20 protein-coding genes are annotated in these 19,014 nt (G+C 53.2%); 15 read left to right on the forward strand and 5 right to left on the reverse strand.

Translation table 11 applies throughout. The annotated features are described in order from the left end of the window. Positions 1–81: 81 nt before the first annotated feature. Both DW724_RS04170 and DW724_RS04175 read left to right on the forward strand, forming a co-directional pair. Positions 82–1,605 (forward strand): 4Fe-4S dicluster domain-containing protein, encoded by a 1,524-nt coding sequence (locus tag DW724_RS04170; protein ID WP_118760856.1) that lies wholly within the window; start codon positions 82–84, stop codon positions 1,603–1,605. Positions 1,606–1,667: 62 nt separating this feature from the next. Further along, positions 1,668–2,060, forward strand: coding sequence for a TIGR04076 family protein (locus tag DW724_RS04175; protein ID WP_118760775.1), 393 nt, complete (start codon positions 1,668–1,670; stop codon positions 2,058–2,060). Between the two features lie 40 nt (positions 2,061–2,100). Here the strand turns inward: DW724_RS04175 and DW724_RS04180 are convergent, their stop codons facing one another. The 3 genes from DW724_RS04180 to DW724_RS04190 form a co-directional block, all read right to left on the reverse strand. Then, complete coding sequence (locus tag DW724_RS04180; protein WP_118760776.1) at positions 2,101–3,144, reverse strand: alcohol dehydrogenase; 1,044 nt, start codon at positions 3,142–3,144, stop codon at positions 2,101–2,103. A gap of 75 nt (positions 3,145–3,219) precedes the next feature. After that, a complete protein-coding gene (locus DW724_RS04185; RefSeq protein WP_118478024.1) occupies positions 3,220–3,963 on the reverse strand; it encodes a DUF554 domain-containing protein in 744 nt (247 codons plus the stop codon). A gap of 66 nt (positions 3,964–4,029) precedes the next feature. Beyond that, the gene (locus tag DW724_RS04190) at positions 4,030–5,196 is read right to left on the reverse strand and encodes a tRNA(Met) cytidine acetate ligase (RefSeq protein ID WP_158580210.1); all 1,167 of its coding nucleotides are present in this window, start codon (positions 5,194–5,196) and stop codon (positions 4,030–4,032) included. Between the two features lie 165 nt (positions 5,197–5,361). Here DW724_RS04190 and DW724_RS04195 point away from each other — a divergent pair, with 165 nt between their 5' ends. The 7 genes from DW724_RS04195 to DW724_RS04225 all read left to right on the forward strand — a co-directional run bounded on the left by DW724_RS04195 (position 5,362) and on the right by DW724_RS04225 (position 11,742). After that, complete coding sequence (locus DW724_RS04195; RefSeq protein WP_117489821.1) at positions 5,362–6,573, forward strand: acetate/propionate family kinase; 1,212 nt, start codon at positions 5,362–5,364, stop codon at positions 6,571–6,573. A 75-nt stretch (positions 6,574–6,648) separates the two neighbouring features. Continuing rightward, positions 6,649–7,542, forward strand: coding sequence for a CPBP family intramembrane glutamic endopeptidase (locus DW724_RS04200; protein WP_118760778.1), 894 nt, complete (start codon positions 6,649–6,651; stop codon positions 7,540–7,542). 12 nt (positions 7,543–7,554) lie between these two features. After that, on the forward strand, positions 7,555–8,358 hold the full coding sequence (locus DW724_RS04205) for a PHP domain-containing protein (RefSeq protein WP_118760779.1): 804 nt from the start codon (positions 7,555–7,557) through the stop codon (positions 8,356–8,358). Positions 8,359–8,377: 19 nt separating this feature from the next. Continuing rightward, entirely contained in the window at positions 8,378–9,280 is a 903-nt protein-coding gene (ispE, locus tag DW724_RS04210) for a 4-(cytidine 5'-diphospho)-2-C-methyl-D-erythritol kinase (RefSeq protein ID WP_117751096.1), read from the forward strand. 64 nt (positions 9,281–9,344) lie between these two features. Next, positions 9,345–9,563 (forward strand): hypothetical protein, encoded by a 219-nt coding sequence (locus DW724_RS04215; protein WP_118760780.1) that lies wholly within the window; start codon positions 9,345–9,347, stop codon positions 9,561–9,563. Positions 9,564–9,631: 68 nt separating this feature from the next. Beyond that, positions 9,632–10,138, forward strand: a complete 507-nt coding sequence (locus DW724_RS04220) for a DUF4330 domain-containing protein (RefSeq protein ID WP_118760781.1) — start codon at positions 9,632–9,634, stop codon at positions 10,136–10,138. 5 nt (positions 10,139–10,143) lie between these two features. Continuing rightward, on the forward strand, positions 10,144–11,742 hold the full coding sequence (locus DW724_RS04225) for an O-antigen ligase family protein (protein WP_118760782.1): 1,599 nt from the start codon (positions 10,144–10,146) through the stop codon (positions 11,740–11,742). Positions 11,743–12,839: 1,097 nt separating this feature from the next. Here DW724_RS04225 and DW724_RS04230 read toward each other — a convergent pair. After that, positions 12,840–14,411, reverse strand: a complete 1,572-nt coding sequence (locus DW724_RS04230) for a hypothetical protein (protein WP_117492392.1) — start codon at positions 14,409–14,411, stop codon at positions 12,840–12,842. A 134-nt stretch (positions 14,412–14,545) separates the two neighbouring features. After that, positions 14,546–14,860, reverse strand: a complete 315-nt coding sequence (locus DW724_RS04235; protein ID WP_117492390.1) for a DUF2584 family protein — start codon at positions 14,858–14,860, stop codon at positions 14,546–14,548. A 285-nt stretch (positions 14,861–15,145) separates the two neighbouring features. On the opposite strand from DW724_RS04235, the gene DW724_RS15545 reads away from it, so the two are divergent. The 6 genes from DW724_RS15545 to DW724_RS04260 are packed head-to-tail and all read left to right on the forward strand — an operon-like array spanning position 15,146 to position 18,963. Continuing rightward, on the forward strand, positions 15,146–15,301 hold the full coding sequence (locus DW724_RS15545) for a hypothetical protein (protein ID WP_158557260.1): 156 nt from the start codon (positions 15,146–15,148) through the stop codon (positions 15,299–15,301). Then, on the forward strand, positions 15,288–16,355 hold the full coding sequence (locus tag DW724_RS04240) for a DNA cytosine methyltransferase (protein WP_117492388.1): 1,068 nt from the start codon (positions 15,288–15,290) through the stop codon (positions 16,353–16,355). Before DW724_RS15545 ends, DW724_RS04240 begins: the two co-directional genes overlap by 14 nt. A gap of 28 nt (positions 16,356–16,383) precedes the next feature. After that, complete coding sequence (locus DW724_RS04245) at positions 16,384–16,707, forward strand: YdcP family protein (protein ID WP_117492386.1); 324 nt, start codon at positions 16,384–16,386, stop codon at positions 16,705–16,707. Positions 16,708–16,730: 23 nt separating this feature from the next. After that, positions 16,731–17,138 carry a YdcP family protein gene (locus DW724_RS04250; RefSeq protein ID WP_117492384.1) on the forward strand — a complete coding sequence of 136 codons (408 nt, stop codon included), beginning with the start codon at positions 16,731–16,733 and terminating at the stop codon, positions 17,136–17,138. 5 nt (positions 17,139–17,143) lie between these two features. Further along, positions 17,144–18,544, forward strand: coding sequence for an FtsK/SpoIIIE domain-containing protein (locus DW724_RS04255; protein ID WP_117492382.1), 1,401 nt, complete (start codon positions 17,144–17,146; stop codon positions 18,542–18,544). Beyond that, positions 18,541–18,963: a hypothetical protein gene (locus DW724_RS04260; protein ID WP_117492380.1), complete on the forward strand. Its 423-nt coding sequence runs from the start codon at positions 18,541–18,543 to the stop codon at positions 18,961–18,963. Before DW724_RS04255 ends, DW724_RS04260 begins: the two co-directional genes overlap by 4 nt. Positions 18,964–19,014: the final 51 nt, after the last annotated feature.

The following is a 19,014-nucleotide window of genomic DNA, read 5'->3' on the forward strand; positions in this document are numbered from 1 at the left end:
GAGCGCTCATAAGATAGTATAAAGGGACGACCCGCTCAACGGGTCGCAAAGGAATTTAGGAGGATAAAAGAAGCTATGGCTATGAGAGGTGTAGAAACCCGTATTCAGGAGATCCGCCACCGCATTTTCACCGAGGTTGCCCGTATGGCGTACCATACCGAGTGGCCGACCGACCGCCGCATCGAAGCACTGCCGTTCGACATCATGCCGGGCGAAGTGGGCAATATCCGCAACGATATTTTCCTCGAGCGCGCTATCGTCGGCGAACGCCTGCGTCTGGCGATGGGTCTGCCGTGCCGCAGTGCTGCCGAGCACGCGCCGCTGTCCGACAACATCGAGGCTGCCACTCGCGAGGAGACCTACTACACGCCGCCGCTCATCAACGTGATCAAGTTCGCGTGCCACGCCTGCAAGGAGAACGAGGTCATGGTCACGGACGGCTGTCAGGGCTGCATGGCGCATCCGTGCGTTGAGGTATGTCCCAAGGGCGCAGTATCGCTCGACCGCTTCAACGGCCGTTCTGTTATCGATCAGGAGAAGTGCATCAAGTGCGGACGCTGCATGGATGTCTGTCAGTATCACGCCATCATCCGCCAGGAGCGCCCGTGCGCGGCAGCCTGCGGCATGGATGCCATCCACAGCGACTGCAATGGCAGAGCCGATATTGATTACGACAAGTGCGTTTCCTGCGGTCAGTGTCTGGTAAACTGCCCGTTCGGCGCGATTGCCGATAAATCGCAGATTTTCCAGATGATCCGTGCAATTCAGGCAGGTGAGCGTGTTTATGCGGCTGTAGCACCGGCATTTGTTGGCCAGTTCGGTCCGAAAATGACCCCGGGCAAGCTGCGTGCGGCTATGAAGCGCCTCGGCTTTGCCGATATTATCGAGGTTGCCATCGGCGCTGACCTGTGTGCGGCACAGGAAGCCGAGGACTTCGTTAAGGAAGTACCGGAAAAACTGCCGTTCATGGCAACATCCTGCTGTCCGGCATGGTCCGCAATGGCGAAAAAGCTGTTCCCGGATCAGGCAAACTGCATCTCGATGGCCCTCACCCCGATGACGCTGACCGCTCGACTGGTCAAGCACCATCAGCCGGGCGCAAAGGTTGCGTTTATCGGGCCGTGCGCGGCAAAGAAGCTTGAAGCAATGCGTTCGGACGTACGAAGCGAGGTCGATTTCGTGCTGACGTTCGAGGAGATGACCGGTATTTTCGCCGCACGCCATATCGACGTGGAAAATCTCAAGGAGGACCCGCACGGCATCAACGATGCATCCACGGACGGCCGTAACTTTGCGGTATCCGGCGGTGTAGCAAATGCGGTTGTCAACGTCATCAACGAGAAGCACCCGGATCGCGAGATCAAGGTGGCAAACGCCGAGGGTCTGCGCGACTGCCGCAAGCTGCTGATGGCCGCCAAGGCCGGCAAGTACAATGGTTATCTGCTCGAAGGCATGGCATGCCCGGGCGGCTGTGTAGCCGGTGCGGGCACGATGCAGTCCATCAAGAAATCCGCTGCGGTAGTCGGCATGTATGCCAAGCAGGCGGAACACCAGACTGCAACCGGCACGCATCATGTTGCCGAGCTGGATAAGCTGGTTGATTAAAAAATAATGCTATAAAAGCCACTGTATCGACTGATATGGTGGCTTTCTCTTGAATAGAGCAGGTGAATGGTGATGAACAAGTAACTGTTCTGGACAAAAAACTGTATCCGGAGCTGCAGCAGCAGTATTGCGCCGACCCGTCCTCCGGCGTGTGCCCCCGTTACAACGCGGGAGATGAATTTGAATTCTACCGCGATGATGTGCGGGACGATTTCTGGCACATGGGTATCAACACGCTGACCAAAACCACCGGTGATGCTGATGCCGTTGCAGGCGGTCCGAAACTGCCGTTCTGCTCCGAGGTCTGGGATGCGATTTCGCGCTGTATCTATACCGTACTGCAGGGCGGCTCGATTATGAAAGGCTGGAGGAAGCGCGAAAACGAGACGATAACCTGCTGTTCGGACGAAGTGCGGCCGGTTATCTTCAACATCGAGAGAATCGACTGCGAATAAAATGCAAAAGCGGCAGAGGCTATGCCTCTGCCGCTTGTTTTTACTTATCCGGAGGCGTAATTGCCACCTTCATTACACCGTCGCGGCGCTTCTCAAACAAATCGTACGCCGCTTCGATCTCATTCAGCGGGAAAATATGCGTGATGAGCGGTGTGGTATCCAGCTGACCGTTTTCAATCAGCCGCAGGATTTCTGCGGTGTCGCAGCCATCCACGCCGCCAGTCTTGAAGATCAGGTTTTTGCCGTACATATCGGGCAGGGGAAGCACCTGCGGCTTGTCATACAGTGCAACAACGGTGACAACGGCGTTCGGACGGGCGCACTCCCATGCAAGACGGAAGCTTTCGTTCGAGCCTGCCACCTCGCAGACCACATCCGCGCCGCCGTGCGGGCTGTTCAGCTGCACGAACTCCTGCGCGTGGTCGGGCGTGATGGTGAGCACATCGGGATAGCGCTCGCGCACAAAGCGCAGCCGCGCCGGATCGGGGTCGCAGATGATGATCCTGTGTGGGTGATGCAGCATGGCGCACAGCATGGTGCAGATACCGGTCGGTCCGGCACCGAGGATAAGCACGGTGTCGCCCTGTCTGATCTCGGAAATCCTGGCGGCCCAGTAGCCGGTGGCGAGCACATCGCCGGCAAACAGCGCCTGCCGGTCGGAAACGCGATCAGGAATGACGGTCAGACCCTGATCGGCATACGGTACGCGGACGTACTCCGCCTGACCACCGTCAATCCGGCAGCCGAGTGCCCAGCCGCCGTTGGGATCGGTGCAGTTGTTGACAAAGCCGTGCTGACAGAAAAAGCAGTGTCCGCAGAACGTCTCCACGTTGACGGCTACACGGTCGCCGGGTTTGACGGTTTTGACTGCCGAACCGACCTGCTCGACTACGCCGACCATCTCATGGCCGACCGTAATACCGGGTACGGCACGCGGCACTGAGCCGTGCTTGATGTGCAGATCGCTCGTGCAGATGCTCGACATGGTAACGCGCACTACCGCGTCTCCTGCATGCGTGAGAACGGGTTCCGGCTTGTTCTGCAGGGCAAACTCACCCTGTTTTCGATAAGTGTAAGCGAGCATAGTTTACGGCTCCGTTTCGTTAAATGTTGTATCCATTATACGGGAGGGCGAAAAGAAAGTCAAACGGTGTCGATTTTATAAGGTGCCGAGAGTCGGGAAAAACCGCGCCAGAAAGAAAAACAGCACCGGCAGGAAGATCGCAGGCAGCAGATTGCCGACACGCAGCTTGCTGTTGAAGATAAGATTCAAGCTAATGGCAAAAATCAGCACGGAGCCGACACACGACATTTGACCAATCAAGACATCGGTCAGCCAGGGACGGATGAATCGTGCCATCAATGTAATGCCGCCTTGATAGAAGAAAATCGGCACAATAGACAGGTATACGCCCTTGCCGAGAGATGCGGCGAAGAGAATCGAGGCAACACCATCCAGAATAGCCTTGGCAATCAGCATGGTTGGGTCACCATTCAGACCATCGTTTAATGCACCGACAATTGCCATTGCACCGACACAAAACAGAAGAGATGCGGTAACGAAGCCTTCAACAAATCGGCTGTCCCCTTTGGCAGCAAAGTGTGATTGACAGAATGCACCGAAATCCTCCAGTCGCTGCTCGATATTCAGCGCTTCACCGATGACAGCGCCGAGTGCCAGACAGAGTATAAGCAGCATGGTATGCTGGGTGCCGATTTCGCCATCCTGTATGGTCAATACTTCGCTGAGTGTTCCGCCTATACCGATAAAGCAGGTGGTTAGTCCCAGTCCCTGCATGACCGTTTTTTCAAAGCGTTTCGGCAGACCGTTTTTTAACAGTATACCGATAGTAGTGCCGATAAGCACCGTGCCAACATTTACAATGGTTCCAAGACCAATCATAAAATCCCCTCGTTTCACTTTACAACGCTAAAGTTTATTGTAAAGCAAAATGAGAGGATTGTCAATTCAGCGCAGACAGAACGGCGTTTTGCGGAAATGCCCGCCGCCGATTCTCCGTTCGGGATCGGGAAGTGCAAGCGCAAACAGGTCGTCCGCGAAGGCATCGCGGCAGAGTGCCGCTTGCAGATTTGCGGGCAGCCGTTTTTCCGTTGCCGGTTTGACGATAACGGGCAGGGCAGCCTGCCTGAGCGCCGCACGTCCGCGCACACCGAGTGCCAGTACGCGCAGATAAGCAGGGGAGACGGGCGCGTCTGCCTCCACACCGAGCACAGCCCGCAGGAGCGCTCGCCGCACACGAGCCGCCGGAAACCGCCGCGTTCGAGCCTTTTCTACAGCATCCGAGAACGAATGTGCCGTATAGACCGCCTTGCGGAGCCGCTCGTCAAAGCCGTCTGCCGAGCCGGTATGCAGTTTTCCCTGATAGAGTGCCGTCCGCAGCAGCGCGAGCAGTGTGTCTTCCGGCAGAGCGACCGGCGCTTCACCGCAATCTGCGGCCTTCTTCCACACGGCGCGAGCCGCAGGCGGCAGGAACGGTGCGCAGAACGCGAAATCGCCGTCTCGCAAATGCGCTCTCAGCAGACTCGCTGAGGCAAAGCCGCTGTGCGGCGCGCATGCATCGTGGGCCGCGCCCTGCCGGCGCACCGCAAGCGGGCGCATCTCGAGCGGGAGCAGGAAGCGGCAGTATTCCACGGCGAGCGTGTTGTTCGGGTTATCCAAAAGAACGGCAGCCTGTTTGTTGACTTTGCTGAGTTCTTCCTGCCGTCTGGCGGCGTAGGACAGGTGCGGAGAGCCGGATTCTCCCTTCATCGGCAGGCTGTTCAGGAGTTCTGCCGCCTGTAAAAGCAAATTCGTATCCGCAGTCTCCGCGCCGAACGACACCGTGCCGCACCCGAGTGCGTGCAGCGTCTGCACCGCACCCTTGGCGAAGCCCTCCGCCGAGGACAGCGCCGCCGCAAGCGGCAGTTCAACCACGAGGTCAGCGCCGCAGCGCACGGCCATTTCGGCACGCGTGTACTTATCCAGCACGGCAAAATCGCCGCGCTGGACGAAATTGCCGCTCATCACGCACACGATCACGGCGTTTTCGCCGAGGCTGCGCCGGGTTTCGGCAATGTGGTGCAGATGCCCCGTGTGAAACGGATTATACTCGGCGGTGATGCCGCATACGGTCATGACGGTGCTCCTTTCAGTGAGATGACAGCGGTCTGCAAGGTAAAAACCTCGAAAAAGGGGTTGTACATTTGCAAAGAATCGTGTAGAATAAAAATATAGCATTATTATATAGGCTTCCGCGGCTTTATGCAAGCCGCCAAATACGGCATAAGGGAGTTTTCGCAAATGAAAGTATTGGTAATCAACGCTGGCAGTTCTTCGCTGAAGTACCAGCTGCTCGACACCGAGTCGGGCGAGGTAATGGCGAAGGGTCTGTGCGAGCGCATCGGCATCGACGGTGTGCTGACCCACACCGGCAACAAGTCCGATGAGAAGTTCAAGTTTGACATCGCAATGCCCACCCACAAGGAAGCGATCCAGTCTGTTATCAACATTCTGCTCGATCCGGAAAAGGGTGTAATCTCCTCTATGAGCGAGATCGACGCAGTAGGTCACCGCGTTGTACACGGCGGCGAGTTCTTCTCGGACAGCGTTATCATCACCGAGAAGGTCCTCAAGGCTATCGAGGACTGCGTACCGCTGGCACCGCTTCACAATCCGCCTAACCTGACCGGCATCCAGGCTTGCCGCGAGGTTATGGGCCCGGACGTTCCGATGGTTGCAGTATTCGATACTGCATTCCACCAGACCATGCCGCAGTCCCACTACATGTACGCAATTCCGTACGAGTACTACGAGAAGTACAAGATCCGTCGTTACGGCTTCCACGGCACCAGCCACAAGTATGTTTCTCAGCAGGCTGCTGAGATGCTCGGTCGTCCGCTCGAGGAGCTGCGCCTGATCACCTGCCACCTCGGCAATGGTTCTTCTATCTGCGCAATCAATGGCGGTAAGAGCTTCGATACCTCCATGGGCTTCACTCCGCTGGACGGTCTGCCGATGGGCACCCGTGCCGGCAACATCGACCCGGCTATCATCGAGTTCCTGGCTGAGCACGAGCACATGGATGCACACGAGGTCATCAATATCCTGAACAAGAAGTCCGGTATGCTGGGTATCTCCGGCGTATCCTCCGACTTCCGTGATCTGGATGCTGCTGTTGCTGACGGCAACGCGCGTGCAGCGCTGGCTAAGGATATGTTCAACCTGTCCGTTAAGAAGATCATCGGTTCCTACGTTGCCGAGATGGGCGGCGTAGATGCGATCATCTTCACCGCAGGCGTAGGTGAGAACGACCGCTCGGTTCGCTGGGATGTCTGCGAGCACCTCGAGTACCTCGGCATCAAGATCGACCCGGAGAAGAACAAGTACCGCGGCAAGCAGATGGATATCTCCATCGACTGGGCACGCGTTCGCGTTCTGGTTATTCCGACCAACGAGGAGCTTATGATCGCCAAGGATACCGAGCGTCTGGTAAACGAGGCCAAGGCTCAGTAAGCCTTTCGTCAATTAGACAAATATGGGGGCGGAGCATAGGCTCCGCCTCTGTTTTTGCCCGGAGAGGAAACTTTTATGGAGCAAATTGATATCCCGCAGGAGCGCCGCTACTGCTCGAAGCTGGGATTTTCCGCGCTGGCGATCATGCTGTGGTCGATTCTCTGGCAGTTCGGCCTGTACTGGCTGGATGGCTGGATACTGCCGTTCCGCATGCCGGAAACGCTGTATTATCTGCTGCTGCTCGTCGGACATTATGCAGTATCGCTGCCGATTGTGTTCTGTATATGGCGCAAAACACCGCCGATGCCGTTCTGCAGGGAGCGGGCAGGCGCAAAGCGCATGGGCCGGTGGTTTGTCATCGGCTGTGCGCTGATGTGGCTCGGTTCGCTCATCGGCACGAATATCAACGACATGGTCTACGCTCTGACCGGACGTGATCCGGTCGGCATGGTGGACGAGAGCTTTTCGCAGATGCCGATGGCGGCCATCGTTCTTGGTGCCTGCATCATCGGTCCGCTGTGTGAGGAGCTGGTGTTCCGCGGTCTGCTGGCCGGCCGTCTTGCGCGGTACGGGCAGAAGCCGGGCGCCTTCATTTCTGCACTGCTGTTCGGCCTGTATCACGCCAATCTGGAGCAGTTTTTCTACGCCTTTGCGCTCGGTCTGCTGCTGTCCTACGCGTACTACCGCACCGGACTGCTGCGTACCTCGGTGCTGCTGCACATGCTGTTCAACATCATCGGCTCGGTGGTGCCCATGCTGCTGCCGGATACCATAGCCGCGCAGTCGGCGCTCGGCCTGTTCTGGATGGCGATGCTGGTGATCGGCATGATCCTGCTCGTTCGCGGCAGAAAACAGCAGGTCTGGCTGCACGGACCCTGTGCGCCGTCGCTCAAAGCCGTTTTGCAGAATGCAGGCATGTTTCTGCTGATTGTCGCCTGCTTTGTGCAGACCGTGTTCAATTATCTATAAGGAGGAACGTCCATGCGGGTAGACCTGCATATGCACACCGGATATTCAGCCGATGCCCAGTATCCGCAGTCCATCGACGATAAAATTCACGCCTGCGAGCAGGCCGGGCTGGATATCATCGGCATTACCGATCATCTGGATTTTCTGCGTTCGGGCGGCACGCGCGACAACCGTGACCCGGAAGCCTGTGCGCGCGAGGTATGGGAAAAGCGCCGTCCGGCAGGGAACGGCGGTATTGAGGTTCTGGCGGGCATGGAGATCGGCCAGATGCACGCCACACCGGACGCGGACGATTTTGTCCGCACGCATCCGTTCGATATGGTCATCGGATCGCTGCATGCTATGCCGAACGATCTGGATATCTACTTTCACGACTTTCCGAATATGGACTGCGACAAGTTCCTGCACGAGTATTTCGATCAGCTGCTGCTGCTCGAGGAGCACGGCGGCTTTGATGTGCTGGCGCATATTGACTATCCGCTGCGCGTGATGAAGCACGGCGACTATATCCCGTCGTTTGACAATTATATGGACCGCGTACAGCAGGTGCTGCGCTCGTGCATCGACCATGACTATGCGCTTGAGCTGAATGCTGCCGGCATTGCGGGCTGGCAGAAAAAAGTCGGTCCACCGCAGAATATTCTGTACGAATACAAGCGCATGGGCGGCGAGCGTATCTCGATTGGCTCGGATTCGCACACGCTGGACACCGTGGCGCGCGGCGTAGACGACTGCGTGAAGAATGCACTCGACGCAGGCTTTACCCACGTTACCGTGTTCCGTGAGCGCAAACCGGTGCAGATCGCACTGAAATAAATGTAGAGGCTGAAACAACATGCTTTTTAGACGAAAACAGGAAATTACACACGCGGATACGACTGTTCGTGCCCGTGCAAAGATCAACTTGACGCTCGACGTCACCGGACGGCGGGAGGACGGCTACCACACGGTGGAGATGGTCATGCAGTCGATCGCGCTGCACGATACCGTGCGCGTTACCACCATTCACGGAGAGAAAAAGCCGCGCGGCATCGTGCTGAGCTGCAGCCTGCCGTTTCTGCCGACCGACGAGCGCAATCTGGCGTACCGTGCGGCGGAGCTGTTCTACAAGGAGACCGGCGCACTACTCGAAACCTGCGAGATTCATATCGAAAAGCGCATTCCGGTTGCGGCAGGTCTGGCAGGCGGCTCGACGGACGCGGCGGCTGTACTGCGTGCGCTTAACGCATTGCATACAGCCGGTCTGACCGACGACGAGCTGTGCGAGATGGGACTTAAACTGGGTGCCGATGTACCGTTCTGCCTGCGCGGCGGCACCATGCTGGCGCAGGGCATCGGCGAGGAGCTGAGCCTGCTGCCCGATATGCCGCACTGCTGGGTCGTGCTGTGCAAGCCGCCGTTTGCGGTGCCGACCAAGGAGGTCTATCAGGAAATCGACAGCGTGGATATCCTCGAGCATCCGGACAACAAGGGTATGATGGCCGCACTCGATCAGGGAGATTATGAGGGCGTGTGCGCGTACCTGTCCAACGTGATGGAGACCGTTACGGCGGCAAAACGCCGCCAGATCGGCGAAATCAAGTCGTTTCTCGCAGAAAACGGTGCGGACGGCACGCTGATGAGCGGCTCCGGCCCGACCGTGTACGGCCTGTTCTCGGATGAGAGCCGCGCCAAAACGGCAGCGAAAATGCTGCGTCGCCGTTTCGCAGATACATTCCTGACGGAAACCTGCAATTAAACGGGTATAGAAAGCCGCCTTTCGGGCATACTGGGTACACCGGATGCAGAAAGGCGGTTTTGTTATGCAGAAACAGGATAGAAAGGCTCTCGCGGCAGTGCTGACAGCGGTTCTTGTGCTGTTCTGGTCGGCGTTTGCGCCGCAGAGTCCTCGTGCGGCATGGTGGTGTACGGCGTTTTCCATCACCTGCGAGGAGGCGGCAGGTGAGGATGCGGGAAACAGCGAGAAAATCGAGTTCCGCTCTTTCCTTGTTGATTTGTTTCGCCACAAAGATAACACTTAACTTTTAACGCTCCTTATGGTATAATGACACAGTGAAACACGAAATCCATTTGCCAACGGAGGAAATTTATGAAGATCATTAACGAAAAGGGCAAGCTGTTCGGCATCATCAATGTTGTCGATCTGCTGGTGCTGGTCGCTGCGATCGCTGTCGTAGCCGGTGTCGGCTACAAGCTGTTTTCCAAGCAGATCAAGGAGGTTGCGTCTCCGCAGGTCTCCCTGACGATGACCGTCCGCGTACGCGGTGCAACGCCGTTCCTGGTAAACGAGGTGCAGCGCAACAGTCAGGTAGGCAAGTCGCTGGTAAACGGCAACAGCTATGTCAATGCGCAGATTACTGATATGAAGATCGAGGATTACAATCAGCAGGTTACCACCGCTGACGGCCGCATTGTAACGTCAACCGATCCGGAGAAGAAGGATCTGGTATTCACCATCACGACCAAGGTTTCCAAGGGCACACCTGCACCGGCCATCGGTACGCAGGAGGTGCGCGCAGGCCGTACATTCATTGTAAAGACCAACGATTTTGAGACGACCGGCAACATTGATTCGGTCGATATTGCGGATAATTAAAGCCTATGAAAGCGTTATTTGAAAACAGTCTGTTCGTGCGGCTGCTGATGTGTCTGCGCGCATGGTACCACGAGGGCGCTATCGCGGGATTCTTTAACCGTATCCGGCAGGCGTACCCAAGCTCGGTGTTCTGCCGTCTGTGGAATAAATTCTGCGCGGCACCGATATGTACCTCGGCGAACAGCATTTATGCGCGGATTCTGGCAGCGCTGCGCCGGTTTGTCGAAAAACTGGGCGGAATTGCGGCAAACAGCCTGATCTACCGCATCTGCCTTGCTGTCTGGCGGCCGATCGAGCGTGTCGCAGGCGGCGGCCTGATCGGCAGAGCCTGCAGGTTCGTCGGCATGCGCGGTCTGCTGCTGATTTGTCTGGCGATGTATCTGCCGCTCGATTCCGCTGTCCGCTGGGTGTCGGACGCCGGTTATCTGCCGTCGTTTGTGGCATCCGTGTGGGATGAGTGTCTGATGCTTGCTGCATTTGCGTACATCCTGTGGCACATGGCGATGAAGCGTGCGCCGCTCGGCTCGCGTGCTACGCCGGTGGACGCATATCTGCTGCTGTTCATCGCGGTCGGCTTTTTCCTGATGTGTGCGGTTTCTCCGAATACGCATATCGCGGTAGCGGGCTACCGTGCGGTTGTGGAGTACCTGTTCTGGTTCTTCCTCGTCACCCGCCTGATTGAGAACGACCGCGATTTCGCGGTATTCTACGGTGCGCTCGTCGTGATGGCGCTCTGCATTGCGACGCACGGTATTTATCAGTATATCGTAGCCGCGCCGATCCCGTCGAGTTGGGTCTCCCAGACCGAGGCCAGCGTGCGTACGCGTGTGTACTCGCTCACCGGCAGCCCGAATATCATGGGCAGTCTGCTGGTGCTGTTTGCCCCGATGGTGGCAGGACTTGCATATTACAGCAGTAAAATGTGGGTCAAGGTGCTGGCTATCTGCGCGACCGGCATGATGTGCCTGAGCTGCATTTTCACCTTTTCCAAGGGTGCTTGGGGCGGTCTGGCAGTAGCTGTTGTGATCTTCGCCATCTTTCTGGATCGTCGTTTGATCGCACTGATGGGCGTGGCCGGTGTCGGTGCACTGCTGGCAATCCCGTCTATTGCGAACCGTATTACCTATCTGTTTACCGCGGATTACCTTGCGGCAAGCCGCCGTGCAGGTCGTGTTATTCGCTGGTCCAAGGGTCTTAAACTGCTGCAGGAGAGCGATCCGGTGCTCGGCTTCGGCCTCGGCCGCTTCGGCGGCGCGGTTGCCATGCAGAACAAGGTCATCGAGGAGACCAAGGATTTCTCCTACTTCTACATGGATAACTATTATCTGAAAACGCTGGTCGAGATGGGTTATCTCGGTCTGGCGTTCTTCATCCTGCTGCTGTTCGGTCTGGTGCTGTGGAGCCTGCGCTCGATCGGCCGTACCGGCTACACCAAGGGCGACCGCACGCGCGTGCTGGCAGTTTCCATGTTCGCAGGTATGTGCGGCGTGCTGGTGCACTGCTACTTCGAGAATATCTTCGAGGTGCCGTATATGATGGCGTATTTCTGGAGCATGGCGGCAGCGGTTATGTACCTCGGGTACTTCCGAAAACGAAAAACCTGATTTTTTAGAGAACCTTCGTGAGAGGGTTCTCTTTTTTTCTCGGCACCGACTCGGCGGGGCATACGAACTGCGTTAGCGTGTTCGCCCCTGACGGGCGGGGAGTTTTTCGCTTAACCTCAGCGGGGGGGAGTACGCCGTCTGCGGCGGCGGGAACGTGCCGCGCCCCGCGGCGGGGCAAGAGGGTAGACACCTGCGGTTTCTACCCTCTTAACTCCCGTTTCCCTTTATTTCTTAGTCTGGCGCAGATTGCCGACATGTGACCGCTTCGAAAATAGGGGAACGGCAGAGGATTCTTTCTACCGTAGGGGAGCACAGTGTGCTCCCATGCCGAAACCTATACGCAGTGCCGGATACCGTTCTGCTACACATACAGGCTACTCTGCGCAGGCGCGGCATAACCGTGCCGCGCAATTCGTGAGCGCGTTATAATAGACAGGACCTGCGAGGATAAATTGTACCAAATGCTTAATTCGTAGGTGCCGTGCGGTATAACGTGTTAAGGCGTTGCGCGACACGGGTATGTTGCGCCTGCGTAGATGAAACCACATGTGTAGCAGAACGGTATCTGACACTGCGAACAGGTTGCTCAAGAGGACGAACTCCGAAGGTAGTTCGTCTGTAGCAGAGAAAAAATCCTCTGCCGTACCCCTGTTTCGGAGCGGTCACATGTCGGTAATCTGCGTCAGATTAGGAAGCAAGGGAAAGGTAGGAGTCCAAAGAGGAAGGAAAACCGCAGTTTTTCAAAAGCAGTTTCCCTTCAATTATACGAAAAGTTCAAAGGTAGAACAAAAGTATAGCATTTCCCCTTTAAAATGCTTACAGTCTGTAATTTTGAAATCAGAAGTTTCAATAATGCAGTGTAAAGGATCTACGAAAAGCACCGTTTCAGGCCGTTTCAAAATTATAGTAGCCGAAATCTCTGGTGTCATTTGTGGTGTCAAAATCCAGGTGGCAGCAGCAGCTAACATGAAATGACACTATTTTAACGAAATTGATGTCATTTTTTAGATGATCTCGTCCGTATATCTAAGATGGGGATGGGCGAGTTTGCATTAAAATAAAGATTTAAGGCTCTAGTCTCCCTGTGTAAAAATTGATTAAATTTCCAAAATATGCAAAAACTGTTTGATAAAATCCACTGCATCTTTTAACAAGGGCCACAGCTTTGGTGCGTTGACGGATATCGAGCAAATTTGTGAAACCTTTGATAGCATATCAGAGAATCGTGATTTTTTCTTGTCCGTTTTACTTTCATGTGCCAATTCTCTTAAATCGACTTCTACTTTAGATAGTAGTTCCAGAACCTCTTTTTCCTTAACTACGTTGCTACGTTTTGCCGAATTAAATCCATATTGCACTTTTTCAAAAAGCGCCTCTAACTCATCGTTTTCGCCTTCAAAATATCCATCAAATTCACCGGCAACGACTTTTTCTTTTATTTGATTTACATCTTGCTGAATAGACTGCGGATTTAATGTCGAATCGGATTCTGTATAAAATAAAATATTATTTTGGTTTGCCATTGATATTCCTTCATTATTTTGAATATTTCCAACATTCCCGTTGATAACTATTCCCATATTAGATTCCTCCGTGATTATCCCTTCACGATACCATAATAATCTTCTCAATTCATCACAAGTTGTTGAATCGCTATAATCTTTCAATATTTTGGTGATTTCCCCGCTTTCTTTTTCATGATCAATTAGAATTTGAATAAATAGTATCACCAAGGGTAACTGTTTATCATCGTTCTCATCTAATTCTAAAAATGCACTTGCTATTGGATATAACATTTCCCCTAATGGATAATGTGCACTACAAATGCCTCTTAATATACCCATTTGCACAACTTGAGGGTAAATCAGAAAGTCTTCAAGAATATTTATAATATGATCCACATTTTCTTGAATATAATTTTCATCTTTAAATAATCCTGTATAGTACCATGCTAGACTTTTAGATGGTAATTTTTTTGCATCATATGGATTGATTTCAATTACTTTTACATTGACTTTTTCTAAAGTAGAAAAGGCCCATAAAGCATATCTTTGAATGCTGGTATCTTGCAACAAAGAATTCATCACGTTAGCGTTGATCAAATTCGAATAATCTCTCTTTTTTTGTCGATTATAATTACAGCCAAAAACTTTGGTTAACCACATTTTAGACAGAAAATCTTCCCCATCAACAATATGATTGATTTCTTGAGCGTTAAGCATATTTGAATTTGAAGAAAACAAGGTAGAGCATAAAGTATATGTTTGCTGTGATATTTTTGTATCTGGACATTTTTTATATAACTCGTGAAGCATATCCGAGTTATAAGATCTTGACACAATCGCCAATATCCAACTAATATTTTCTGCATCTTTTTCGAATCCAGATTTCAAGTTATGAATGCAACGATTTACCAATGCACGATTTTGTTTGTAAACAATGAGGTGATATGCCCATTTCCTGATTTTATAATCATCGTTCTGAACAACATCATATAGTACTGCACATAAATCTTTTGAACAGACATTATTCATACGTTGACCATATTCTAACTTAGTAATAAGATTCTGTAATGCAATTTTTATCAGTTGATTGTTGTTAGATACCAGATTTTTTCGTATTGAATCATATTCGGCCTTAGTGATATAAAATCCTCGCATTCCTAGCATAATGACCTCCATCATCATATCTAAAAATACGACACCCCGATCTTCAATTTTATGGAATTTATATCATAGCTCAATGATATACCATAAAAACTTAGATTAGGGTGCCACAGATATAATAATTATGGTGATATGAATCAAGGATTTATTTCTTTCTCACGTTTTTTGAAATCTAAATATCTTTCATAGTAATGAGTGGCTACTGCACTCTTCATATCAAAAGACTCAGTTTTATTGAAATAAATCCTTGTTTCTTTTTCATTAATAACAGTTTTTAAAACTTTTATCATGCCGATGCAACCCTGTTCTTTAACGATTAATGGAATTTGGAAACCTATTGGATAAATGCGTTTTTCACTCTTTATTGTATAGAATAGGTTTTCTTGCTCTTCAAGTATTTTATTTTCATTAGCGACAACCATAAACCAATTAAACTCAATAATCATACCCATGTAGCAAATCTCCTTTGAAATATCTTTTGATGTTAGAAATTATGTTAAAATTCTGTATTCTGCTTTTTCTAATAAAAGGATATCTTAGATTGCCTTTTTTGTCAAGGTGAATCATGTGTGACAAAAATATTATGTAGAAAGAATAAGTTTATGAACAACCGAACAATCCACCGAACCGCCCTGTCCGGGCGGTTATTTTTATGCCCTGAGATCGTCACTCACCATGCCCGCCCGCCGCCGGGATCTGTGCAGGCCATCAACCAACCATCAAAAGGAGGACAGCTTATGTACTATCACACCTGCCCCTACTGCGGGGCGAATTTGGACCCGGACGAACGCTGTGACTGCTTCTCCCGCATCCGTGGGAAATCCCCAAAGTGGAACAGCATGGACGGCGTGCGGGCGCGGGGGCGCAAGAGGTCCGGCCGTGTCCGCACTTAAACTCGGCAGTCTCTTTGACGGCATCGGCGTGTTCCCTCTCGCCGCGTCCCGCTGTGGCATTGTCCCCGTGTGGGCCAGCGAGATCGCCAGAGCGCCGGTATCCATCACCAAGCGGCATTTCCCTGAAATGCTGCATCTGGGCGATATTACGCAGATAGACGGCGGCAAAATACCGCCCGTGGATGTGGTCACGTTCGGCTCGCCGTGCCAAAATCTGTCGCAGATCGGCAACCGTACCGGTCTGGCAGGCAGTAAATCCGGCCTGTTCTATCAGGCCATGCGTATTATTGAGGAAATGAGGAATGCAACAGATAACCGGTATCCAGCTTTCGCTGTCTGGGAGAACGTCGCGGGAGCTTTTGTGTCAAATGACCGGCTGGATTTTGCAGCCGTGCTCCACGCATTCACAGGTACCGAGATTCCAATGCCTGATAGTGGTATCTGGGCGCACGCCGGAATGGTGCGAGGGGGACGGGCTGATACCGCTTGGCGGCTCATGGACGCCCAGTATTGGGGAGAACCCGCTCTTTCGCAGCGTAGGCGGCGGGTGTTCGTCGTGGCGGATTTTGCAGGAGAACGTGCCGCAGAAGTATTATTTAAGCCCCGCAGTATGCTCCCGTATCCTGCGCCTTGCGGCGAAAGCAGGCTGCCCGCCGCCCGCGGAGATCGAATACCTGCTGCTCAAGCAGGGCGGCAGGTACCCGTCGTGCGTCCCTTCCAGCTCCGGCGGATGCGGTCAATGGCAAAGCAGGGCGATCAAAAAGGTTTCCGCACGTGTTTCGGCAGAAACGGCGAACCCTTCCCAACTTTGCTTGCCAGTGTAGGTCAGCCCTTCGCATTCTGGTATGAGGGAAAAGAGCAGGACGGTTTTATCCGTGACCTTACGCCCTTGGAATGTGAACGGCTCATGGGCCTGCCCGAGGGCTGGACGGCATACGGCTGCAAGGATGAACCCATCAGCAACCATGCCCGCTGCTTTGCGCTCGGCAACGCGATCGCCCTGCCCTGCGCGGAGTATATCATGGCGGGTATCGCAGAAGTAATGACAGAATAAACCATAACAGCAGTTTGGAGGTAACATTATGAATTTACTGTTTGTAGTCCCGGACAAGGAAAAAGACCTTGGCAATCTGGAATTTGGCGGGCCGGAACAGGCCAGCCGTGAAGATAAAAAGCGTGTCGGGCGGCAGGAAGTTGTTGTCCAGCGGCGGTACAAGCTGTTTTCGGATGTACAGCGTGCGGACGATATCGAAGTCGTGATCCCGGCGCAGGCGGGCGAAAAACATTTTGACTATATGGAGCCGGTGCAGCTTGTCAACCCGTGGGTGACGGCGGAAGGTTACGCGATCAACGGGAATGGTTATATAGATTTTATTATCCACGCGGATGATATCATCAAGGCGTAAGGAAGAAAGGACGGGTATTGTTTATGGCAAGATTCGGAAATGGATTTACAGGGAGACATGTCCCTACGCTGGGTGAGCTGCGCTTTTCTTCCATGCGCCGTGAGGTCTATGTGCAGAATGAGGACGGTACGCGGTCGGATGTGGTAAAAGAACGTACCTACGATCTGAAAAGCAAAACGCAGGGCCGCATGATCCAGGTGAGTATCCCGGCCAGCGTCCCGGTCCGGGACTATCCGTATAATGCGGTGGTAGACCTCGTGGGCGCGAAATTCGGCGCTGTGGCGCACGCGACGTTCGGCGACAACGCAGATGTAGACTGGTATATCAAGGCGGAGGATATCGTATTGGTCAAGCCCGAACCGGCTTCTGCGCCGAACAGCGGGCAGCCCGCCCAGCCGCGCAAGGACAACCCGCCGGAGAAGAAAGCGTAAGTGATATGAAGCTTTTCCGGTATCGCGGCAAGCGTATCCGTCCGGCAGATAGGGATTTGGTGTTCCGGTCTGCCTGTTGTGTGGTGCTTCCGGTGTTCCTTGCGGCTTTCGCTTTACTCAACTTGAAAACCATCCTGCAAACAGACTGGCGCAGGCTGTTCATGCTGGGCGTCGGCGGCTTTGGTTGGCATATGCCGTATCTGCTGCTCAGTAGTATTGTGTCGGCGGCGGTTGCTGGGACAGTGCTTGTCCTGCTGTACCGTCTATTCCCGGATGTCGTGCGGCAGCTCATGCACCGTCAAAAGCTGGCGCGCATGGTGCTCGAAAATCAGTGGTACGAGCAGGCCGAACGGACAAAGCAGGACGGCTTTTTCAAGGATTTACCCAGTCCGGATACAAAAACGAAGATAGCCCGTTTTCCACGGATGTATTACCGCATGGAAAACGGGCTTTTGCATTTTCAAGTGGAAATCACGATGGGGAAATATCAGGAACCGCTGCTTCATCTGGAAACCAAGCTGGAAAGCGGCCTGTACTGCGAGCTGGTCAGCCGCGAGCTGCGGGACGGGTATGTGGAATATACCCTGCTTTATGACATGGTGGCAAACCGTATCCCGATTGCCGAAGCGAAAGCCGAGGGCGGGCGTCTACGGCTGATGAAGAACGTCTGGTGGGAGTATGACACGCTCCCGCACATGCTGATCGCAGGCGGTACGGGCGGCGGCAAGACGTATTTCATCCTGACGATCATCCAGGCGCTTTTACAGACCGATGCTGTGCTGCATATTTTAGACCCGAAAAATGCTGATCTGGCAGACCTGTCTACTGTGATGCCGGAGGTGTATTACCGCAAGGAGGATATTGCTGCCGGTGTCAGCCGGTTTTGCGACAGGATGATGCAGCGAAGCGAAAGCATGAAATCCATGCAGGGCTATAAGACCGGCGAGAACTACGCCTATCTCAGCTTGGAACCGCACTTTTTGATATTCGACGAATACGTCGCGTTCATGGAAATGCTGAACACGCGCGAACGTGAGGACGTATTAAACAAGCTCAAGCAGATTGTCATGCTGGGACGGCAGGTGGGATTCTTCCTGATCCTCGCCTGCCAGCGCCCGGATGCAAAGTATCTCGGTGACGGTATCCGTGACCAGTTTAACTTCCGTGTCGCGCTGGGGCGTATGTCCGAGCTGGGATACAGCATGATGTTCGGTGAAGTGAAGAAAGAGTTTTTCTTCAAGAACGTCAAGGGGTGCGGCTATGCAGATACCGGTAAGGGTGTCATTACCGAGTTTTATACGCCGGTCGTACCCAAAGGGTATGACTTCCTAAGGGAGATCGGCACACTGGCGGCTGGACTAAAGCAAGTGTGTTCAGATAGGGATATAATGGAGGATTTGCAGTGAATGACAAAGTAGAACGCTTCGTTACAACAAAGGATAGGGACGAAAATATTACGGGAATGGTGCTGTTTCCATACAATGAGGACAAGATAGCAACATGGTTTCATGTAAACGAGCTGGATGAATTGCAGTTCGTAGGAGGTTCGGCATCTGATCTCACCGTACCGGAATTTAATCAGGTCATGCGGGAAGCAGACGGACGGATGCAGAAGGTCGAAAGCAGTATTGACGCTGCTGTGCGTTTCCTTGAAGCGAAGATGCGGGATAATCCGGAGCAGAAAAAAGTTTCCGAAATGGTCTGGCTGGGGTTTGAGGATGCGGCAGTGTGGGAGTTCTGTATGCAGGACAGTTACCGTCCAGCGGATGAGCATGTCGAACTTTCCTTTTCCGGCATACTCCTGCAAGTGACATACCATGTATAGCATTTCTGTCTGCACGCCCCGCCCTGCCGCGCGCGGTGTGCAGCGCGAAAG

The sequence above is a fragment of the Butyricicoccus sp. AM27-36 genome, assembly GCF_003480945.1.
GTDB lineage: Bacteria > Bacillota > Clostridia > Oscillospirales > Butyricicoccaceae > Agathobaculum > Agathobaculum butyriciproducens.